Annotated in this window: 15 protein-coding genes and 1 pseudogene; 6 read left to right on the top strand and 10 right to left on the bottom strand. The window is 54.0% G+C overall.

Annotated features, from left to right (window positions below; genetic code table 11):
* Positions 1-164: 164 nt before the first annotated feature.
* Complete coding sequence (gene pmbA, locus GSQ70_RS03655; RefSeq protein ID WP_158781245.1) at positions 165-1,505, bottom strand: metalloprotease PmbA; 1,341 nt, start codon at positions 1,503-1,505, stop codon at positions 165-167.
* A 165-nt stretch (positions 1,506-1,670) separates the two neighbouring features.
* Here pmbA and yjgA point away from each other — a divergent pair, with 165 nt between their 5' ends.
* Positions 1,671-2,213 (top strand): ribosome biogenesis factor YjgA, encoded by a 543-nt coding sequence (yjgA, locus tag GSQ70_RS03650; RefSeq protein ID WP_158781243.1) that lies wholly within the window; start codon positions 1,671-1,673, stop codon positions 2,211-2,213.
* Between the two features lie 117 nt (positions 2,214-2,330).
* Here the strand turns inward: yjgA and mpl are convergent, their stop codons facing one another.
* Positions 2,331-3,686 (bottom strand): UDP-N-acetylmuramate:L-alanyl-gamma-D-glutamyl-meso-diaminopimelate ligase, encoded by a 1,356-nt coding sequence (gene mpl / locus GSQ70_RS03645; protein WP_158781241.1) that lies wholly within the window; start codon positions 3,684-3,686, stop codon positions 2,331-2,333.
* Positions 3,687-3,854: 168 nt separating this feature from the next.
* Here mpl and fbp point away from each other — a divergent pair, with 168 nt between their 5' ends.
* Complete coding sequence (fbp, locus tag GSQ70_RS03640) at positions 3,855-4,853, top strand: class 1 fructose-bisphosphatase (RefSeq protein WP_158781239.1); 999 nt, start codon at positions 3,855-3,857, stop codon at positions 4,851-4,853.
* A gap of 143 nt (positions 4,854-4,996) precedes the next feature.
* On the opposite strand, the pseudogene GSQ70_RS03635 reads toward fbp, so the two are convergent.
* A pseudogene (locus tag GSQ70_RS03635) lies at positions 4,997-5,212 on the bottom strand (Tar ligand binding domain-containing protein); the annotation flags it as partial.
* Between the two features lie 364 nt (positions 5,213-5,576).
* Positions 5,577-7,139: a methyl-accepting chemotaxis protein gene (locus GSQ70_RS03630; protein WP_158781237.1), complete on the bottom strand. Its 1,563-nt coding sequence runs from the start codon at positions 7,137-7,139 to the stop codon at positions 5,577-5,579.
* A gap of 325 nt (positions 7,140-7,464) precedes the next feature.
* On the opposite strand from GSQ70_RS03630, the gene ppa reads away from it, so the two are divergent.
* On the top strand, positions 7,465-7,995 hold the full coding sequence (ppa, locus tag GSQ70_RS03625) for an inorganic diphosphatase (protein ID WP_158781235.1): 531 nt from the start codon (positions 7,465-7,467) through the stop codon (positions 7,993-7,995).
* A 60-nt stretch (positions 7,996-8,055) separates the two neighbouring features.
* Here ppa and GSQ70_RS03620 read toward each other — a convergent pair whose 3' ends face one another.
* From GSQ70_RS03620 to GSQ70_RS03610, 3 genes are read right to left on the bottom strand one after another with little or no spacing between them, the layout of a single operon-like run.
* Complete coding sequence (locus GSQ70_RS03620; protein WP_158781233.1) at positions 8,056-8,409, bottom strand: gamma-glutamylcyclotransferase; 354 nt, start codon at positions 8,407-8,409, stop codon at positions 8,056-8,058.
* Positions 8,410-8,411: 2 nt separating this feature from the next.
* Positions 8,412-12,185, bottom strand: a complete 3,774-nt coding sequence (locus GSQ70_RS03615) for a translocation/assembly module TamB domain-containing protein (protein WP_158781231.1) — start codon at positions 12,183-12,185, stop codon at positions 8,412-8,414.
* Positions 12,182-13,897, bottom strand: a complete 1,716-nt coding sequence (locus tag GSQ70_RS03610) for an autotransporter assembly complex family protein (protein ID WP_158785196.1) — start codon at positions 13,895-13,897, stop codon at positions 12,182-12,184. The genes GSQ70_RS03615 and GSQ70_RS03610 overlap by 4 nt, the downstream gene beginning before the upstream one ends.
* 557 nt (positions 13,898-14,454) lie before the next feature.
* Between GSQ70_RS03610 and GSQ70_RS03605 the strand changes: the two genes are divergently transcribed.
* Entirely contained in the window at positions 14,455-15,783 is a 1,329-nt protein-coding gene (locus GSQ70_RS03605) for a hemolysin family protein (protein ID WP_158781229.1), read from the top strand.
* Positions 15,784-15,870: 87 nt separating this feature from the next.
* Here GSQ70_RS03605 and GSQ70_RS03600 read toward each other — a convergent pair whose 3' ends face one another.
* Positions 15,871-16,077, bottom strand: a complete 207-nt coding sequence (locus tag GSQ70_RS03600; RefSeq protein ID WP_052898849.1) for a DUF1107 domain-containing protein — start codon at positions 16,075-16,077, stop codon at positions 15,871-15,873.
* Positions 16,078-16,391: 314 nt separating this feature from the next.
* On the opposite strand from GSQ70_RS03600, the gene GSQ70_RS03595 reads away from it, so the two are divergent.
* Positions 16,392-16,958, top strand: a complete 567-nt coding sequence (locus GSQ70_RS03595; protein ID WP_158781220.1) for a YtfJ family protein — start codon at positions 16,392-16,394, stop codon at positions 16,956-16,958.
* A gap of 54 nt (positions 16,959-17,012) precedes the next feature.
* Here the strand turns inward: GSQ70_RS03595 and cysQ are convergent, their stop codons facing one another.
* Positions 17,013-17,753, bottom strand: a complete 741-nt coding sequence (cysQ, locus tag GSQ70_RS03590) for a 3'(2'),5'-bisphosphate nucleotidase CysQ (protein WP_158781218.1) — start codon at positions 17,751-17,753, stop codon at positions 17,013-17,015.
* A 388-nt stretch (positions 17,754-18,141) separates the two neighbouring features.
* Here cysQ and GSQ70_RS03585 point away from each other — a divergent pair, with 388 nt between their 5' ends.
* Positions 18,142-20,079 (top strand): bifunctional 2',3'-cyclic-nucleotide 2'-phosphodiesterase/3'-nucleotidase, encoded by a 1,938-nt coding sequence (locus tag GSQ70_RS03585; RefSeq protein WP_158781216.1) that lies wholly within the window; start codon positions 18,142-18,144, stop codon positions 20,077-20,079.
* Positions 20,080-20,190: 111 nt separating this feature from the next.
* On the opposite strand, the gene GSQ70_RS03580 is transcribed toward GSQ70_RS03585, so the two are convergent.
* Entirely contained in the window at positions 20,191-20,481 is a 291-nt protein-coding gene (locus GSQ70_RS03580; protein WP_158781214.1) for a hypothetical protein, read from the bottom strand.
* Positions 20,482-20,701 lie beyond the last annotated feature (220 nt).

Here is a 20,701-nt window from a genome sequence, read left to right as displayed (position 1 = left end):
GAATTCCGTACTGAAATCTGCATGGTAATCAGCAGTGATAAAATTTATTATTTATAGAATAATTTGGAAGAAATAAGAAAATAAAGAAAAACAATGGACCATTGAATCCGATAAACATAAAAAAAGGAGACCAACAGCCTCCCTTTATTTGGCTTATAACTTTTTTACTGCCCGGCGATCTTCATCTCCGGAATAAGCACTGAGCCGCACTGGATATTGCTGCGGGTTTCGATATCACTGCCGACAGTGACCATGTTGCGCCACATATCTTTCAGGTTACCGGCAATAGTGATCTCGCTGACCGGGTACTGGATCTCGCCGTTCTCCACCCAGAAACCGGCTGCACCCCGGGAGTAATCACCCGTGATGCCGCTGACGCCCTGGCCCATCAGTTCTGTCACTACCAGCCCGGTCCCCATTTTCTTCAGCAGCTGCTCAAAGCTGTCACCCTGTCCGGCAATACGCCAGTTATGGATGCCACCTGCGTGACCGGTGCTTTGTAAACCGAGCTTGCGAGCGGAGTAGCTGGTCATCAACCAGGTTTGCAGCACACCATCTTTAATGATTTCACGCTGTTTAGTGCGCACCCCTTCGCTGTCGAAAGGCGTGGAAGCCAGCCCTTTCAGCAGGTGCGGCTGTTCCTGAATGGTCAGCCACTCTGGCAGAATTTGTTTGCCCAGCGAATCCAGCAGGAAGGTGGACTTGCGGTAGACGCTGCCACCGCTGATCGCGCCGACCAGATGGCCAAACAGGCCGGTTGCCACTTCCGCAGCGAAGATAACCGGCGATTTCATGGTGGAAAGCTTACGCGGCGAGAGGCGTGAAAGCGTCCGCCGTGCGCACTCTTCCCCGACCCACTCTGGAGACTTCAGATCCTCAAACGCACGGCCGATGGTGTAGGCGTAGTCGCGTTCCATATCGCCATCTGCTTCAGCAATTACGCTGCCGGAGAGCGAGTGGCGGCTGGAAGAGTACCCCTGGAGCATGCCGTGACTGTTGCCAAAGACTTTCATACCGATATGGCTATTGAAGCTGCCACCTTCGGTGTTGGTAATGCGCGGGTCGGCTTTCAGGGCAGCCTGTTCAGCGCGCGCTGCCAGCTCAATTGCCCGATCCGGATCCAGTTCGGTGGGATGAAACAGATCCAGATCCGGCGCATCAAATGCCAGCAGATCGCGATCCGCCACGCCAGCGTAAGGGTCCGGTGAAGTGTAACGGGCAATGTCGATCGCCGCCTGCACTGTGCGCTTGATCGCATCCGGACTCAAATCGGTGGAAGAGGCACTGCCTTTACGATTCTGGTGATAAACGGTGATGCCTAAAGCACCATCGCTGTTAAATTCGACGTTTTCCACTTCGCCATAGCGGGTGCTGACGCTGATACCGGTGGTTTTGGTCACGGCGACTTCCGCCCCATCGGTGCTGACTTTTGCCAGTTCGAGTGCTGTCGCTACCGCCTGTTCGAGGGTTTTACGCTGTTCTGCAACTTGGGAGAGTAATTTCATCGACCTACCATATAATTAACAGAGGGCTTCTCTGGCGTGCGTCAGACTGCCAGATTTTCGGACTCTTCAGTGATTAGGGTTCATTTGAGTCTAACAGACTCAGAGAACAATTTCGCAGTAGCCTCGTAACCTGATAGCATTAGCCTCTTTTTTAGGGAGCCTCCCATGACCAAACAGCCCGACGACTGGCTCGATGATGTACCGGATAACGAAGAACAAGAAGACGATGAGATTATCTGGGTCAGTAAGAGTGAAATCAAACGTGATGCCGAGGAGCTGAAGCGCCTGGGTGCCGAACTGGTGGATCTGAGTAAAAATGCGCTGGACAGGATCCCGCTGGATGAAGATTTGCGTACTGCTATTGAGCTGGCGCAGAAGATCAAGAAGGAGGGCCGCCGCCGTCAGCTGCAGCTGATCGGGAAAATGCTGCGCTCACGCGATGAAGATCCGATCCGCCAGGCGCTGGACAAGCTGAAGAACCGTCACAACCAGCAGGTTGCGCTGTTCCACAAACTTGAGATGCTGCGCGACCGTCTGGTGGCAGAAGGTGACGACGCCATGCCGGACGTGCTGAATCTGTATCCTGATGCTGACCGTCAGCAATTGCGCCAGATGATCCGTAACGCCCAGAAAGAGAAAGAAGCCAATAAGCCACCGAAAGCTTACCGCCAGATCTTCCAGTATCTGCGCGAGTTGGCTGAGGAGTGATCGACACGGACGGGATCTGTTCCTGCATCTCCCCGTGTGACTCTCTCGTAAGGGCGGAATAAATTCCGCCCTTACGGCCGCTCCGGGGCTGAATGCTTTCGCCCCCCGCTTTTCCCCCTACTTCGCCAGCCGGTCCAGCAGTTTCTGATGGATGCCGCCAAAGCCGCCGTTGCTCATTACCAGAATGGTATCGCCAGGCTGCGCTGTTTTAGCGATCATCTCCACCAGCGTATCAACATCGGCACTCCAGTGTGCCGGCTGCACGCAGGCATCCGCCACTTCTGAAACCTGCCAGGGAATGTGATGCGGCTGAAACAGAAACACCTCATCCGCACGGGCCAGTGCCGGGGCGAGGTCATCCTTACTGATCCCCATTTTCATGGTGTTTGAGCGAGGCTCAAGCACCGCCAGGATCCGCGCCGTTCCGCCAACCTTACTGCGCAAGGCGGTCATGGTTGCCAGGATCGCGGTCGGGTGGTGAGCGAAGTCATCATAAACCTTCACGCCGTTGGCTTCGCCACGCAGTTCAAGGCGACGGCGGGCGTTGATGAAGTCGTTCAATGCACGTCCGGCATCTTCCGGCTTCACGCCGACGTGGCGCGCTGCGGCAATCGCCATCATGCCGTTATGCATGTTGTGCTCGCCCACCAGCGCCCAGTTCACTTCAGCCACTTTCTCGCCATCCAGCCAGGCTTCCCACCGGGAAGCATCCGGCGTCAGCTTTTTCGCCTGCCAGTGGCCGCCATCGCCGACGCTCTCCTGCTCGCTCCAGCAGCCCATCGACAGCACCTGTTTCAGGTTGGCGTCGTGCTCTGGCACCAGGATCTTGCCGCTTCCCGGCACGATACGCACCAGATGATGGAATTGACGCTGAATGGCCCGCAGATCGTCAAAAATATCCGCGTGATCGAATTCAAGGTTGTTGAGGATCAGCGTACGCGGGCAGTAATGCACGAATTTGGAACGCTTGTCGAAAAAGGCACAGTCATACTCATCGGCCTCAATCACGAAGAATGGGCTTTTTCCTAAAGTTGCCGAAACGTCGAAATTTCCCGGTACACCACCGATCACAAAGCCCGGTTCAAGGCCGCAAGCCTGTAAAATCCATGCCGCCATCCCCGCCGTAGTGGTTTTTCCGTGGGTTCCTGCTACTGCCAGAACCCAGCGGTCTTTCAGCACAAAATCATGCAGCCACTGCGGCCCGGAGAGGTAAGGAATGTTGCGTTCAAGCACCGCTTCAACACAGGCATTTCCGCGGGTCATCGCGTTACCGATAATCACCAGATCGGGAGCAGGATCGAGCTGCGAAGCATCATAACCCTGAATTAAATCAATGCCTTGCTTCTCTAAAAGCGTGCTCATCGGCGGATAAACGTTGGCATCAGCGCCGGTGACTTCATGGCCCAGAGAACGAGCCAGCATTGCCAGACCGCCCATAAAAGTGCCGCAGATACCGAGGATATGAATACGCATAAAAGGTCCGTTTACTGGAATGTTCGGCGCACAGTGTACCGTCCTCATCGAGAGGAAGAAACGGATTTGCCCTATGTTCTTTGCCGTTCATTCGGCTAAACTGCGTACGCATACGTTGGCAGTTTGTTATACGAGCTGCTGTTCAACCGCAGATTCAGGGATTGTGTTATGAAAACGTTAGGCGAATTCATCGTCGAGAAGCAACACGACTTTCCTCACGCCACAGGTGAACTGACGGCACTGATTTCAGCCATCAAGCTGGGCGCGAAGATTATTCATCGCGACATCAATAAAGCCGGACTGGTCGATATTCTGGGAGCCAGTGGCGCTGAAAACATTCAGGGCGAGCAGCAGATGAAACTCGATCTGTTTGCCAATGAAAAACTCAAAGCTGCTCTGAAAGCGCGCGGCATTGTGGCAGGGATTGCGTCAGAGGAAGAAGATGAGATCGTGATCTTCGAAGGCGTTGAAAACGGGAAGTACGTGGTGTTGATGGATCCTCTGGATGGCTCCTCCAACATCGACGTAAACGTATCTGTCGGAACAATTTTCTCCATTTATCGCCGCATTACCCCGCCAGGCACGCCGGTCACTGAGGAAGATTTCCTGCAGCCGGGCAGCCAGCAAGTGGCCGCAGGCTATGTGGTTTACGGCTCGTCCACCATGCTGGTTTACACCACCGGCTGTGGTGTTCATGCCTTTACCTACGATCCATCACTGGGCGTATTCTGCCTGAGCGCGGAGAAAATGGAGTTCCCTGAAAAGGGCTATACCTACTCCATTAACGAAGGAAACTATATTCGTTTCCCTCAGGGCGTGAAAAAATACCTGAAGTTCTGTCAGGAGGAAGATCAGCCCACCCACCGCCCTTATACCTCACGTTATATCGGCTCGCTGGTGGCGGACTTCCACCGCAACCTGCTCAAGGGCGGCATCTATCTCTATCCAAGCACCGCCAGCCACCCGAAAGGCAAGCTGCGCCTGCTGTATGAGTGCAATCCGATGGCGTTCCTCGCCGAACAGGCTGGTGGTAAAGCCAGTGATGGCGCAAACCGTATTCTGGACCTCGTGCCGGAAACGCTGCACCAGCGTTCGCCGTTCTTTGTCGGCAATACCGAAATGGTGGACGATCAGGAACGTTTCCTGCGTGAGTTCCCGGACGCATAAAGCAAGGGCGGGTGATTGAAAAATCGCCCTGAAGAGAGTCGCCCCGGCCCTGTCAGCTCCACGCTTACAGGGCTTTTTTACCTCCGCCAGAAACTTACGCCATGCTGACTTTAAACACCGCCATCGACTGCACCAGTTGCTGAGACTGCTCCTCCAGCGACTGAGTGGCCGTGGTTCGCGCTGTTGCTGGAAAAAAATAAGTTGTTCAGCTCAACTCCCTGAATCCGGTTCACCACGTCCAGGGAACGGTTCCCTTTGTTGATGGCAATAATGCCCATAATGCTGACCACTAACAGCATCAGCGTCATAAGCGCTGATAAAACTAACAGACTGGGGCGTATTGATATTCTTTTAAGCATGATTTGGCGTACCCCGACAGGCTGATTATCCATATTCCCAAAAAAAGCGAAGAGATTATCGGCAGGGGTGGTTTAAACATTCAGCACCAGTAACGTAAGCTCCTCCGCCGCGACAGAGCCTGAAAGCGACCCGACGGATAATCATGGGGTGAAAGTAACAATTTATCAGAATTAATATGATGCAATCGTTGCCAATAATAGTGAATATCACTAACAACACCCCTAACTACAAAAATGCTTAACGGTGCAATGTAAGGCACATTTATTGGAGATTTCTGGCAATTACGCCAGTCTGAAACAAAAAAAGGCGATCTTTCGATCGCCCAAAAGGGATGATAAACACAGTGAGAGGGTGCTACTGGTACTACGCGGCGCTGACCTTAAAGACTGCCATGGTCTGCACCAATTGCTGCGACTGCTCCTCCAGCGACTGAGTCGCTGCAGCAGCCTGTTCAACCAGCGCCGCATTTTGCTGCGCCATTTCATCCATTCGAGTAACCGCGACGTTAACCTGCTCTATACCGAGGCTCTGCTCCTGGGAGGCACTGGAGATCTCTTTCATCAGCACCGTCACCCGCGATACTTCACTGGTAATCTCATCCATGGTCTCTCCCGCTTTGGTCGCCATCTGGGAGCCCTCGCTGACCCGGCTTTGCGATTCGGCGATCAGCTCGCGGATCTCTTTTGCCGCCGTCGCGCTGCGCTGGGCAAGAGTCCGGACCTCACCGGCCACCACTGCGAAGCCTCTGCCCTGCTCACCGGCGCGGGCCGCTTCCACGGAGGCGTTCAGCGCCAGAATGTTGGTCTGGAAGGCGATGCCATCAATCACGCCAAGGATGTCACCAATGCGCTTCGAGCTGTTGGAGATCTCCTGCATTTTTTCCATCACGTAATTGACCACTTCGCTGCCACGATCGGCGCTGGAAGAGACGGAGCGCGCCAGCTGGTGCGCCTGGCTGGCGTTATTCGCATTGAGCTTCACGGTGGCCGTCAGCTGTTCCATGCTCGCGGCGGTCTGCTCCAGAGAAGCCGCCGACTCTTCCGTCCGCTGTGACAGGTCCAGGTTCCCGGCAGCAATTTCACGGCTGCCTACCTCGATTTGCAGGCTGGCATCGCGAACCTGCCCTACCGAATATTGCAGGGCGGTCTGCATTTCCGCCAGCGCGGAATTCAGGCGCCCCAGTTCATTTTTACCGCCTTCAGGCAGTTCCTGGGTTAGGTCACCTGAAGCGACAAATTCCAGACGCCCAATCGCCACATCCAGCGGTTTCAGCAGGATTTCACGCAGCACTATCCATGATCCGACCAGCAGGACTACCGTCAGAATGCCGCAAAAGACGATCAATACGGTCAGGAGTTTCTTGTTCCATGCCGCTTCGGCCAGTTTCTGCTCGGTTGTTTCGTCAGCAAAGGTGCGAAACTCTTCTACAGACTGAGTAAAAAGGGCATTCAGCGGCGTCAGTTTCTGCTCCAGCAATTGATAATAAGCATCGAGATTGCTGGCCTGCAGGGCATCGATCATTGGATCGATCCCTTCTGAGAGATACTTGTGATAATTGGCCAGCAACGCATCCGCCAGAACCTTGCCCCTGGCAGTCACCGTCCCGGCTTCCGTGAAGAGTTTGATCTCTTCGTTTGCCACTTTAACGAAACCATCCGCCCTGCCGATCACTGACATGGCCCGATCAGCATTGCCTTTTTCCAGGTTCCTGGCGGCTAAAGCGGAGATAGTGCGGGTTCGTAACAGATAAGTGTTGGCATTGAACAGGCTGTTCAGCTCAGTGCTCTGGATACGGTTAACCACATCCAGCGAGCTGTTGCCTTTGCTGATGGCCGTAATTCCCATCAGGCTGACCACCAACAACATCAGCGTCATCGTGGCCAGCAGGATCATCAATCCTGTGCGTATTGAAAGTTTTTTAATCATGATCTGAAGGGTCCTTAATCAGGTTACAGTTGCAGAATCCATTAGTACAATTGGCTTATCGGACCGACGATTGTGACCTTTAGAGACCATCGGGACTGCAGAGACGCTGATTGGCGGCACGTTGATCTGGATCAATTTTCAATAATGATTAAGACAAATCAGCCATGCCCGGCTGCCCGATCGCAGCGGGGTCGGTTGAAATCATCCGGGCAGCGATTGGCACGGTACTGGAGCATTCCTAAAGGCCAAAAAGGGGGGATACTTTCAGAATCAGTTGGCTATAATGAGCGTCACTTGACCAAGACTGCTATGTAAGGAATTGACCATGAGTTTGAACCAGGTTCCAGCGGGTAAAGATCTGCCAGAAGATATCTATGTCGTTATCGAGATCCCGGCCAATGCCGATCCAATCAAATATGAAGTCGACAAAGATTCCGGCACCCTGTTCGTTGACCGTTTTATGTCTACAGCGATGTTCTATCCGTGCAACTACGGTTACATCAACCACACCCTGTCCCTGGACGGTGACCCGGTAGACGTGCTGGTCCCAACTCCGTATCCGCTGCAGCCAGGCTCCGTGATCCGTTGCCGTCCGGTTGGCGTGCTGAAAATGACCGACGAGTCTGGCGAAGATGCCAAACTGGTTGCGGTTCCGCACACCAAACTGACCAAAGAGTACGATCACATCAAAGATGTGAACGACCTGCCAGAACTGCTGCGTGCGCAGATCACTCACTTCTTCGAGCAGTATAAAGCGCTGGAAAAAGGCAAATGGGTGAAAGTGGAAGGCTGGGACAACGCTGAGGCGGCTAAAGCTGAAATCGTGACCTCTTTCGAACGCGCTGCGAAGAAATAAGTTTTCTTCCGGCACAAAAAAACACCGCTCAATGAGCGGTGTTTTTATTTGCAGAAGACGTCAGTCAGGATCCTGTTGATCGCGGAGCAGCCAGTCGCCGCTCTCTATGCGAAGCTTTCCTGCTACCGGACGTTGGTACACATAGAGCCAGGCGCTGCCGTAAGGCGTTTGTACCAGCTCGCGCTTGTACTCTCCGCCTTTAGTCCGGAGCGCGTCCAGCTCACCAAGGGTCGAGGCATCGATCCGGTAAACCTCACAATAAACCCGCCCGTTCCCCGCGACCACACCAGGGTAATGGCCCAGACTGTACAGCTCATAGCCGTCGATCTGGTGATCGCCCAGCCACTGGCCGTTGGTCATCCAGTGACTGTTGCCCTGCTTACGCCTCAGGCTACCGTAGACAATTATTCGCATTGCTAAAACTCAAACTGATAGAGCACATCGAGGGCCTGGTCTATGCCAGACACCGCTTCCAAATAGAGTTTGGGCATCAGGCGATAACGTAAGGTTAAGGTCGCCAGTGAATCAAATATGCCAACACCGTATTTTACCTGTAGACCCGGCAGCACATAGCCGCTGACCTGAACCTGCTGGCTGTCACCGACGCCAGTCGTATCCAGGGCAAGATTACTCACGCCGAAAGTCTCCCCGATTTTACCCACAACCTGCCCACTTTGTGCAAGCCCCAATCCAACAAGTGCTGAGGTTAATGCGCTGCTGTCGCTGCCGGAGGAGCCAAGGCCCTGTCCACGCAGCAGATATGACAGAGCTTCCTGCTGCGACATCGCCGGGTCAGAGAACACTTCCGCCTTTGGTTCATCCGCCAGCCCGGTCACGCGGACCCCGGCAGTGACATCATCTTCGGTCGCTTCCGGATTACGGATCGCCTCAATATTCAGGTAAGGCTGATCGGCTGGCCCGGCAAACTGCAGCTCCCCTCTGCGCACAATCAGATCCTGCCCGTAAGCATGGAAGCGGCCCGACGGGATATTGATCTGACCATTAAGGCCCAGTCCCCTCCGGTCCTGCGCCAGCTTCAAATCGCCGTTCAGTTTGGCTTTCAGGCCAAATGCGCTGAGCCGCACGTCATCGCCAACGTGAATAACCAGGTTGCTGTTGATCGGGATTGAGGTGCTCTTCGGCGCAATCGGCTTGAGGTTTTTATCCAGCAGCACTTCATCAGGCGAGACACCCACCGCGCTTTGCGGAACTTCCTGCACGGTGATACGCGCCCACGGAATATCCACGCGACCGTTAAGATTGAACATTTCCGGCGTGGCTTCAAACACCAAATCCGGCGAGACATCCATACGCACCATCGGTGGCACGGTCACGCGGATTTTATCTCCTTTGGCGGCAATACGTGCCCGCCAGGCATCCAGTTGGCTCCAGTCGGCATCGCCATTCAGCGTCAGTTGCCCACGAGAAGTCTGGATCAGCCCTTCCAGCGTTGAACTCATACCGTTAAAGATCATGTTCACGCTGGCAGTCGTGAGGTCGACAGGCATAAAGCTGCCTTCCACATCGACTTTTTTCAGTCCCAGCTGGCCGAACACCTGCGGTTTCTGCAGGCTGCCGCCCAGACGAAGGTTGCTGTTCAGCATTCCGGCGACTTTTTCTCCCTGCATCAGCGCAGGATTAAGCAGCCCCAGATCCAGATTGGCGATGTTAACGTTACCGGAGAGCATCCGCTTGCCCTGCGGATCGGCAATCTGCACGTTGCCATCCAGCTGGCCGTTTTTCGCAATGCGGATCAGCCAGTCCAGCTGCGCCTTGCCATTGCGCAGCACTGCATTCAGATTCAGAGTATCAAACGCTACCGGCAGCGTGTTGCCCTGTACATCCTGTTCAACCTTCACACCGTTGCCTTTCAGCGAGACACGCCCCTGTGGCAGCGCACCGTCCGCGGTCCAGCTGACATCGGCATCGCCGGTAAACACGCCGCTGAGTTTGGTTGCATCACCGAGGAACGGTTTCGCCATCGCCAGATCGAAACGACTGAGCACCACTTTCGCATGGCCGGAAGGACCGGCTTCAATGGTCTGCGGCACGCAAAGCTGGGCATTAGGATTCTGCCAGCAGTGAGCGCCAATTGAGACGGTCTGTTTGCTGTTCAGGTAATCCAGCGCTATTGCCCGCGTTAAGCGCCATTCGCCGACTGGCGTATCGAAGCGTGTATTATTCAGCGTGCCCTGCCAGCGCTGCGCCTGTCTGTCAAAGCTGCCGTTAAGCTGCAGCTGCCCGGCCACCGGTTTGCCCTCAAGCGTCAGTTTCAGCTGATGCTGCTTTTCACTGCCGCTGGCGTCCAGACTCAGCCGTGAAATCTCCAGTGCATCCTGTTTCAGCTGATCGACACGCAGCGCCAGTTTGCCCTGGATCTGCTCGCCGGAACTGACATCGCCCTGCAGGGCCACGTGGCCGATACTCATCGCCTGCCAGCGCAAACCGGTTGCGGTCAGGTCAGCCAGCAGCTGCGGCGTCTTCAGATCGCCACGCGCTTTGACGGTGCCCTTCGCCACGCCGCCCAGGCCTGGCAGCGCGTTGTCCAGATGCTGCGCATCGATATTAGCGTCCAGGTTCAGCTTGTCGCCCAGAGAGCCTTTCAGGTCAACATTGTTCCTTCCCAGCACCAGTTTGATGCCGGGGATATCCCACTGGTTATAGCTGTTGCCATAAAGGGAGCCATCGGCGGTCACTGCATTCTGCTTCACGTTGCCGCGCAGCTTGAGTTCCGGTACCCGCACCTGCCAGCTGCCGCCGTAAAGGCTGCCGCGCGTGGTTATTTTGCCCTCCAGCTTCGCTGGCCAGTCAGGATACTGCCGCGCCGTGTTAATGCCGGACAGCGTCAGCTCACTGCGCCAGCTGATGGCTTTGCTCCAGTCCACCAGCGCCGTCAGATCGGTACTGCCCTCCAGCGCGGCCAGGTGCAGTTTATCCAGCGAGAACTGTTCAACATTCCCTTTGCCGTCCAGCGCCAGCGTGGCTGGCGGGATCGCCTGCCCTTTCAGCGCGGTCTTCAGCGACATCACGTAGTCCGTCGCTTTACCCTTAAAGCTGAAGTTGAAGTTATCTGCCTGATATTGCGTTTCTCCGGTCAGCGGCCAGCGTAGCTGAGGACTTTGCAGCGTCATCGACAACGGCAGCCCCGCGTCGGCCAGCCGGGTATTGGCGTCAAGCTGCACACGGACCGGGCCGGAGAGATTCACCGCCATGTTCAGTTGCTCACGAAGGCCGCCATCCAGGGTCATCTTGATCTTTTCGCCCTTGATCGGGTCGAGGTTTACCGTGCTGTACAGCGTGAAGCTGACCGGCCAGTTATCCGCCAGCGTCGCCTGCCCCTGAGCATTCAGCTGCCCCTGCGGCGAGTCCACGTCCAGCGTTTCCAGATGCAGCAGACGATCCTGAGTTTTGGCCTTCACTAACAGGCGATTCACCGCAATATCGGTATCGCCGGTAATGCGCAGCTGTTCGCCGAGGATCTGCTGGATATCCACATCCAGCGGCATTTTGAAATCAGGCAGGTCCGGCAGCAGCGGTTTGGCGAACAGCGTTTTCAGCGTCTCGCCCAGCGGTGGTTCCTCCTGTTTTGGCTGCGTCACTTTCGGCTGTACCACCTGCTCCTCTGCCACTTTGGCCGCTTTTGGCAAGGCAATCAGCAGCCCCTGAATATGGGTTGGCGTCAGGGTGAGCGCACGCTGCTGCCAGCTGATACCGGAGGTGAAATCCGCCAGCGAAATCGCCGTGTCGTCCACTTTCACGTTGATGTTATGCAGAGCCAGGTTGCGCAGGGTGATGGGATAAGGCGTGCTCAGATCGCCGGAGGATTTTTCCTCTTCCACCGGCGCTGGAGCCGCAGGGGCCATCTTCTTACTATCCACTACCACGTTGACGTCCTTTAGCGAAAGATCGTTAACGCAGAACGCACTGTTTTTCAGGCATCCCAGCCGGACAGCGAGACGGAACTCACCCGCATTGACCGTGACGCCGGGCATTTCATACTGCACGCCCGTCAGCCGGAGGTCTCGCCAGCCGCCCTCCACCTGTTTGATTGACAGACCTGGCACCCAGCGTGCCGCACCGTTCAGCAACAGGTGCAGGCCTGGTGTGGTACCTATTAAAAACGCGATGCCGCCCAGCAGCACCAGCAGGAAGATCAGGATGCCAATCAGAACCTTTTTCCAGCGACTCATAGTTCAGGCCCCAATCCGATATAAAACTGAATGTCCCGGTTTTCGTCATCGCCAATCGGCCGCGCGATATCCAGCTTGATTGGCCCGACTGGTGACTGCCAGCGCACGCCAAAACCGGCACCGGTTTTGAAATCACTCTGTCTGATATCGTTCACCGCTTCTCCGGAATCGACAAACACCGCGCCCCACCACCTGCCGGTCACGTTGTACTGATACTCCAGCGAGCCGGTGGCCAGTTTGGAGGCCCCGGTCAGCTTGCCGTCATCATCCCTTGGGGAGATGCCTTTGTATTTATAGCCACGAATGCTACGGTCACCACCGGCGAAGAAACGCAGATCCGGCGGAACCTTATCGAAGTCATTCGTTTCAATCCAGCCGAGGTTCCCCCGCACCACGAAGCGGTGTTTTTCAGCCAGCGTACGGATCCAGACGTTCTGGGCCTGCGCCACGGTGAAATCAATATCCGATCCCCAACTGGTGTCAGAAACATCCACTGAATACCGCTGCGAATCTCCCCAGTCCGGCATCAGGCCACCGCGTGAGCGGGTACGGTTAATGCTCACGCCAGGGTAAATCAGCATCGTGGTGTTGGTGACGTCGGCCTGGGTAAAGTGATCGAGGCTCCAGCGCAGGTTAATGGCACGCTGCCAGCCGGATGAAGATTCCCAGTAGCGGGAAGCAGCCAGCGTTGAGGAGTCGGCTTTGGTGTCGTTAAGGTCGGTTCTTTTGAGGCCGCCCTGCAGCAGGTAATACTGCTCAATCGGGGCTTTCAGCAGTGGGATCTTATAACTGAAATCCAGCTGCTGTTCAGGGGCAGAAATATTGGCGCTGGTGCTGAAGCTGTGACCATAAGAGTTAACCCACGGCCTTCTCCATGTGGCTTTCACTCGCGGGCCAACGTCGGTGGCGTAGCCTACCCCGGCTTCAATGGTGTTTTCCGTGCGCGGGCTGACCACACCGTGCAGCGGCAGGACCTTGGTTGCACGTCCTGCATCGAATTGAGGCGCGACAACCACGGAGTTGAACCAGCCGGTGGCAGACAGGCGGCGGTTAAGCTCGGCCAGATCCCGGGAGCTGTAGTAATCGCCCTTTTTAAAAGGCACCAGGTTTTGCAGATATTCTTCGCGGATTTGCGAACCTTCAAAGGTGACATCGCCAAAGCGGTAGCGGTCGCCGCTGTTGTAATCGATATCCCAGAAGGCTTCCCGCCGGTCGACGGAAACGCCAAGCTGGCTTTTGGTATAGTCGGCATCGAAGTAGCCTTTGCGCAGCGCCATATTGCTCAGCGAGCTTTTAAAGCTGTCATAGTCGCCATGATTCAGTACTTTACCGATCTTGCCGCGGCCGGTGCTCCGCAGCGCCAGGTAGTCTGGATCTTTGCTCGCCCCACCACGGAAAATCACCGTTTCTCCCGCCAGCTTGACTGGTTCGCCCGGTGTGACTTTTGTCAGCAGAACCGGACGCTTACCGCCCTCAGGCGGAGGCTGCAGCTCGAACTCAATGGTCGGTTCGTAATAGCCCAGCGCCTTCAGGCCTTCTTTAACGGCTTCGCTGACGCGCGCACGAAAACGCCCGTCGGAAGAAACTTCATCGCTCGAGATAGTGGAGAGCCGCGCACGGACGTTACTTTGTAATTCCCCAGATAATCCAGTCACCTGCAAACGCACGGTCGCTGCCTGAGCGACGGGTGCAGCGGCGATCAGACAAAACATGCAATACACATGAATTCGTGGCACGCTAACTCCTGATTTTGTGGCCGGCCCTGATTCCAGATGGGCACAACGTCTTCTGTAATTTGATCAAAATGGCCTGGGATCCTAAGCCTGGCAATGTTTTCGCCGACCCGGACCTCTTTTTACTGATAAAGCCAAATTTTTGACATATTGTGTGCAAAGAATCGACACGATACAACACAGGATCGTGACCGAATGTAACGTCAGGACCTTTTGCGTCCTACAGTCGGATTAATCCTGGTGCCTATGCCAGTTCCGGGTGAGAATTGATTCGCAGGTAAGCGCCGCAATTGTAAGCAATCGTCTCCACAGCTATACTCCACCACACAGGCCGCCTGACGGTCTGTCTGAATTCTGCCCCGGCGCATCAGCCGAACAGGGCAGACATTTTTGGCACGGATAGCCCATATTCACTGAACGGGACAAACTTACGCAGATCCTCACACGCTGCCCAGGCCAAAAATGACAAGTGATTAACCCAGGGCCACGGCGTTTTCCCCTGAAAGCGACTGAATGAGCCATTTTATGGATGTTTTATGTTAGACAGCTTGCTTGTCATCTTACTGCTGATCGCGGTCAGCTCATTTTTTTCCCTTTCAGAAATCTCTCTGGCAGCAGCGCGCAAAATCAAGCTGAAGCTGCTGGCGGATGAAGGGAACATCAACGCCCAGCGCGTGCTGAATATGCAGGAAACACCGGGCATGTTTTTCACCGTGGTGCAGATTGGCCTCAACGCGGTCGCGATCCTGGGCGGTATCGTGGGTGACTCTGCCTTTTCACCGGTATTCCAGAAATTATTTGAAGGCAGAGTCAGCGCGGAGCTGGCGGAACAGCTGAGCTTTATCTGCTCATTCACCCTGGTCACCAGCCTGTTTATTCTGTTTGCTGACCTTTTCCCGAAGCGTCTGGGGATGATCGCCCCGGAAGTTGTCGCGTTGAAAATCATCAACCCGATGCGCTTCTGCCTGCTGGTCTTCCGTCCGCTGGTGTGGTTCTTTAACGGCGGTGCCAACATTATTTTCCGCCTGCTGAAAATTCCCTTAGTGCGCAAGGACGACATCACTTCAGATGACATCTATGCCGTGTTTGAAGCCGGCGCTCTGGCAGGCGTGTTGCGTAAGCAGGAGCACGAACTGATTGAGAACGTGTTCGAGCTGGAATCCCGTACCGTGCCCTCCTCCATGACCTCACGCGAGAACGTGGTGTGGTTTGACCTGCACGAAGACGAGGCCAGCCTGAAGGAGAAAATTGCCAACCATCCGCACTCCAAGTTCCTGGTTTGTAACGAAGATATCGACCACATTATTGGTTATGTTGACTCCAAAGAGCTGCTGCTGCGGGTGCTGGGGAATCAGAGCATGGCGCTGAACAGCGGCGTGCAGATCCGCTCGGCGCTGATAGTGCCGGACACGCTGACGCTGTCAGAAGCGCTCGAAAGTTTTAAAACCGCCGGTGAAGACTTTGCGGTGATTATGAATGAGTATGCGCTGGTGGTGGGCATCATCACCCTGAACGATGTGATGACCACGTTGATGGGCGACCTGGTCGGGCAGGGCATGGAAGAGCAGATTGTCGCGCGTGACGAGAATTCATGGCTGGTGGAAGGCGGTACGCCAATTGATGACGTGATGCGCGTGCTGGACATTGACGAATTCCCGCAGTCCGGCAACTACGAAACCATCGGCGGCTTTATGATGTTTATGCTGCGTAAAATCCCTAAGCGTACCGACTTCGTTAAGTTCCACGGCTATAAGTTTGAGGTGGTGGATATCGATAGCTACCGTATCGATCAGCTGCTGGTAACCCGTATTGAGGCCCGCCCGACGGCGGCAAGTGCGGTGCTGAGTAAAACGGCGGAAGAGTAGCGGAATGATGGCCTGCCATTCGGTCTGTATGAAGTGAGAGGCTGAACAGCCTGACAAAAAGGCGCGAAGTTTCGCGCCTTAGTTTTATCAGTTAAATTCGGTCTGCAGACGCAGCACCTGACGATTCACTTCTGACATCACGCTGTAGTGCTGTTTATCTTTAATGCGTGGGATCAGAATCTTACCTTTGTCAAATTCAAATGCGCCTACGTCTTTGATGTATAACCTGCCACGAAACAGGGTCTTCACGTATTTGGCTACCTGCAGCGGATTATATCGCTGAAAGATTTTCATTCTGGTTCTACTCCTGAAAAATGATGCGTGCTGCGTCGTGTCCAAACTCGGTACGAATCCTTGCAGCGCAAACTGCATTCACTATAGACCAATATCGGTTTCCTGAAGTCTGAAATTGAATTTTTTTACTGTGTTTACATATCATGACAGTATGCTCTGTCACCCGGACACGAGATAACAGTATAAACCTTCAATCCTCAGGGAATTGTGCAGTGTGTTGCAAAGATGTTATTTCGATGCGACAGCAGCATCTTCTGCGCTTATTATTGCAGGAACATGACTAACTGGTCTGATCACTTACATGAGGCGCTGCCATGACGACTTTTCGCTCATTTTTCACTCTTTTTGTCCTGCTGCTGCCGCTTGCCGCCGGTGCGCACAACTTTGTTGAGGGGAAGCGTGTTCCGCCAGTGGGGATCAACGACCGAGGTGAGCTGATCCTGCAGCAGGATAAATTCAGCTATCAGAACTGGAACAGCGCGAAGCTGCCTGGCAAAGTACGGGTGATCCAGCATATTGCCGGACGCTCTTCTTCAAAAGAGAAAAATGCCGCGCTGATTGAGGCGATCAAGGCCGCCACGTTTCCGCACGACCGTTACCAGACCACCACGCTGGTCAATACCGATGACGCCATCCCCGGCACCGGGATGTTCGTGCGCAGCAGTATAGAGAGCAACAAGAAACAGTTTCCCTGGTCACAGTTTATTGTCGACAGCACTGGCGTGGCGAAAAAGGCCTGGCAGCTGGAGAACGAAGGTTCGGCGATAGTGGTACTGGATAAGGAAGGGAAAGTGCGCTTCGCCAAAGACGGCGCGCTGACCCAGGATGAGGTGCAACAGGTGGTTGCGCTGGTGCAGAAGCTGCTGAAAGGGTCGAATTGATTCGACCCGAAGCGAATCTCTGGCCCGAAGCCTCTTCAGGCCAGAAACTAAACGTCAGAAAATAGAAACGCGGAAGCCCGGATTGAGGAAGGACTCACGCGGAGCATAGTCCAGCGTTTTGCCCTGCCAGTCGTGCACATGCGCTCCGGCGGCAATGGCGACTGCATGACCGGCACCGGTATCCCAGATATTGGTGGGTCCAAAACGGGGATAGAGCTGCGCTTTGCCTTCCGCCACCAGGCAGAACTTCAGTGAAGAGCCGATTGCCGTGGTCTGGTGTTCGCCCAGCTGGCTCAGGTAATCCTCCAGCTCGGTACCCGAATGCGAGCGGCTGACCACCACCAGCGGCGGCCGCGCTTCACGCACCTGAATTTGTGCTTTATGGCCGCCCTCCTCTTTCCAGGCTTTGCCATCGACGGCGGAATACATCACGCCCAGCACCGGCGCATACACCACGCCCAGCACCGGCTTGCCGTTGTCAATCAGCGCGATATTAACGGTGAACTCGCCGTTACGCTTGATAAACTCTTTAGTGCCATCCAGCGGATCGACCAGCCAGTAGCGCTGCCAGTGCTGACGGATTTCCCAGGAGGGAGGATCTTCCTCTGAGATTACCGGGATATCCGGGTACAGAGCAGACAACCCCTGCACAATCACTTTATGAGCGGCGATATCCGCAGCTGTCACCGGCGAATGATCGGATTTATGGGAGACATCAAGCGGTGCCTGCCCGTCATAAACTTTCATGATGGCGTCGCCCGCATCCCGTGCCAGCTGGCAAATTTTATCTAGCATTTTCCACCCCTTGATTAGCATCTGAGTCCCGGCTACCGCCGGTTGAGGGACCTGTCTCAGCCGGGTTTCGCCCGGAAAAAAAACCTTTATTGATCATAGCAGCAGATCGGCACTGACCTTTAACACACGATCTCTCCTGTCTGATCAGAGGAACCCCTGACATGTCAGCCTTAATTATCAAAAGCATAATTCATTTCATTCCGCAGAATCTGCTGTTTTTGAGCCTCTGTCCGCTCGAGTGTACGCCTGATGCTGGCGGATGCCTGCGGAAGCGCGCATAAGAAGTAAATATTTGTACCAGCTCACATATTTGTGAGACATAACATAACAATTTCACAATTCTTTGAGATGTTAAGGATCTTTGGCATCTGATTTTAAGGAAAAAATGATGATTAAGCCTTCTGTTACACTGGCTGCGCTGCTGGTCAGTTCCGTTCTGCATGCCGCCACGGTGGATTTTCGCCTGCTGGAAACCACCGACCTGCACAGCAATATGATGGACTTTGACTATTACAAAGATACGCCAACCGAGAAATTTGGCCTGGTTCGTACCGCCACCTTGATTGAAGCAGCCCGCAAAGAGGCCAGCAACAGCATACTGGTGGATAACGGCGACATCATTCAGGGCAGCCCTCTGGGCGATTATATGGCGGCAAAAGGCCTGCAGCAGGGCGAAGTGCATCCTGTTTATAAGGCCATGAATACGCTGGATTATACCGTAGGTAATCTGGGCAACCATGAGTTTAATTACGGGCTGGACTACCTGCATAATGCCCTCAGCGGTGCCCGTTTCCCCTACGTCAACGCCAACATTATCGACAGTAAAACCGGCAAGCCAATGTTCACTCCCTTCCTGATTAAAGCCGTTGAAGTCACCGACCGCGAAGGGAAAACGCATCCGCTTAAAGTGGGCTACATCGGCTTTGTCCCGCCGCAGATTATGGTGTGGGATAAAAAGAACCTCAGCGGCAAAATCATCGTTAATGACATCACCGAAACCGCCCGCAAGTGGGTGCCGGAAATGCGTAAACAGGGAGCCGATCTGGTTGTTGCCATCCCGCATTCAGGCCTGTCTGGCGATCCTTACCGGGCGATGGCGGAAAACTCGGTGTATTACCTGAGTCAGGTACCCGGTATTGATGCCATCCTGTTTGGTCACGCTCATGCCGTCTTCCCCGGCAAAGATTTTGCCAATATCAAAGGGGCTGATATCGCCAAAGGTACGCTGAATGGCATCCCTGCCGTGATGCCCGGCATGTGGGGAGACCATCTCGGCGTGGTCGATCTGGTGCTGAATAATGAGGCAGGGAAATGGCAGGTAAGCAGTGCAAAAGCAGAAGCCCGCCCCATTTATGACGCTGCAACAAAGAAATCGCTCGCCGCGGAAGATCCCGCCCTGGTGAAAGTGCTGGAGCATGACCATAAAGCTACGCGAGAATTCGTCAGCAAACCGATCGGCAAATCAGCGGACGTGATGTACAGCTATCTGTCACTAATTCAGGACGATCCCACCGTGCAGATCGTTAATAATGCTCAGCGCGACTACGTTGAACGCTTTATCCAGGGCGATCCGGATCTGGCAGACCTGCCAGTGCTTTCAGCCGCTGCACCTTTTAAAGCCGGTGGCCGTAAAAACGACCCGGCCAGCTATGTCGAAGTTGAAAAAGGCCAGCTGACCTTCCGCAATGCCGCCGATCTCTACCTCTACCCGAATACGCTGGTGGTAATGAAGGTGACAGGCAGGGAAGTGAAAGAGTGGCTTGAGTGCTCGGCGGGGCAGTTCAACCAGATTGACCCGAGCAGCAGCAAGCCGCAGGCGCTGATTAACTGGGACTTCCGCACCTATAATTTTGATGTGATTGACGGAGTGAATTACCGCATTGATGTCACACAGCCCGCCCGCTATGACGCTGAATGCCAGCAGATTAACAGTAAAGCCTCACGCATCCGCGATCTGACATTTAAAGGCAAACCAATAGATCCTGATGCCATATTCCTGGTGGCGACCAACAACTATCGTGCTTATGGTGGGAAGTTCGCTGGTACAGGAGAAAGCCACGTAGCCTTTGCCTCACCGGATGAGAACCGTTCAGTGGTCGCCGCTTATATTGAGGCCCAGACCAAAACATACGGCGAAGTGAAGCCGCAGGCCGACAATAACTGGCAGCTGGCCAGTATTGACAGTAAAACACCACTGGATATTCGCTTTGAAACGTCACCCACGGAGAAAGCTGCCGCATTTATCAAACAGTATGCTGTCTATCCTGCTCATAAAGTGAGTCACGATGATATTGGCTTTGCTGTATATCAGTTAAAACTCAATTAATAATGTTTTTCAAACAGAGAAAAATATTAACCTGAAAAAAGCCAGCCCCGGTATGCAAACCCAAAGGCTGGCTTTGTTTATTCAGCTATTAAAATATTGACGACCGGGCTATTACGCTTTTGGCGTAGCGGTAGCCTGGCTGACAGCATCAGAAGCTACTTTGATCAGTCCAACAACGCCCTGTCCCAGGTCGCTCAGAGCGCCTGACAGGTTCAGTTCCAGAATTTTACCAATACCAGAACCAATCTGCTGTGAAGCCGTGGTTGAATCAATGGTCACGCCGCCTGAAGAGGCACCTGAGTTGATCAGTGAGCCGGCAATAAAACCGATAGCTGAACCGATATCAGCAAAAAGCCAGGCACCTGCTACAGATTCAATTTCAGTATTATTTAATTCACGCATGATTATTCCCTTTATAAAATGTACATTACCTAAAAAACGGCTTCCTTCGCCGCAAAGAGAATATATTTCACAAAAATTAATAAATCAAACACATCTTAAATATAAAAAAATGGAATCAGAATTAACCACGAAATAACGACATCAATTAAAAAAACAAGCGTTATATTACGATAAAACAAGCGTTAAATTGTAATAAATAAATACCAGTTAATTAAATCCA

Source organism: Pantoea sp. BAV 3049 (genome assembly GCF_009765445.1).
In the GTDB taxonomy this organism is placed as follows: Bacteria; Pseudomonadota; Gammaproteobacteria; order Enterobacterales; family Enterobacteriaceae; genus Erwinia.
Note: the sequence above shows the minus strand (reverse complement) of the source record. Positions and strands in the feature narration are given on the sequence as shown.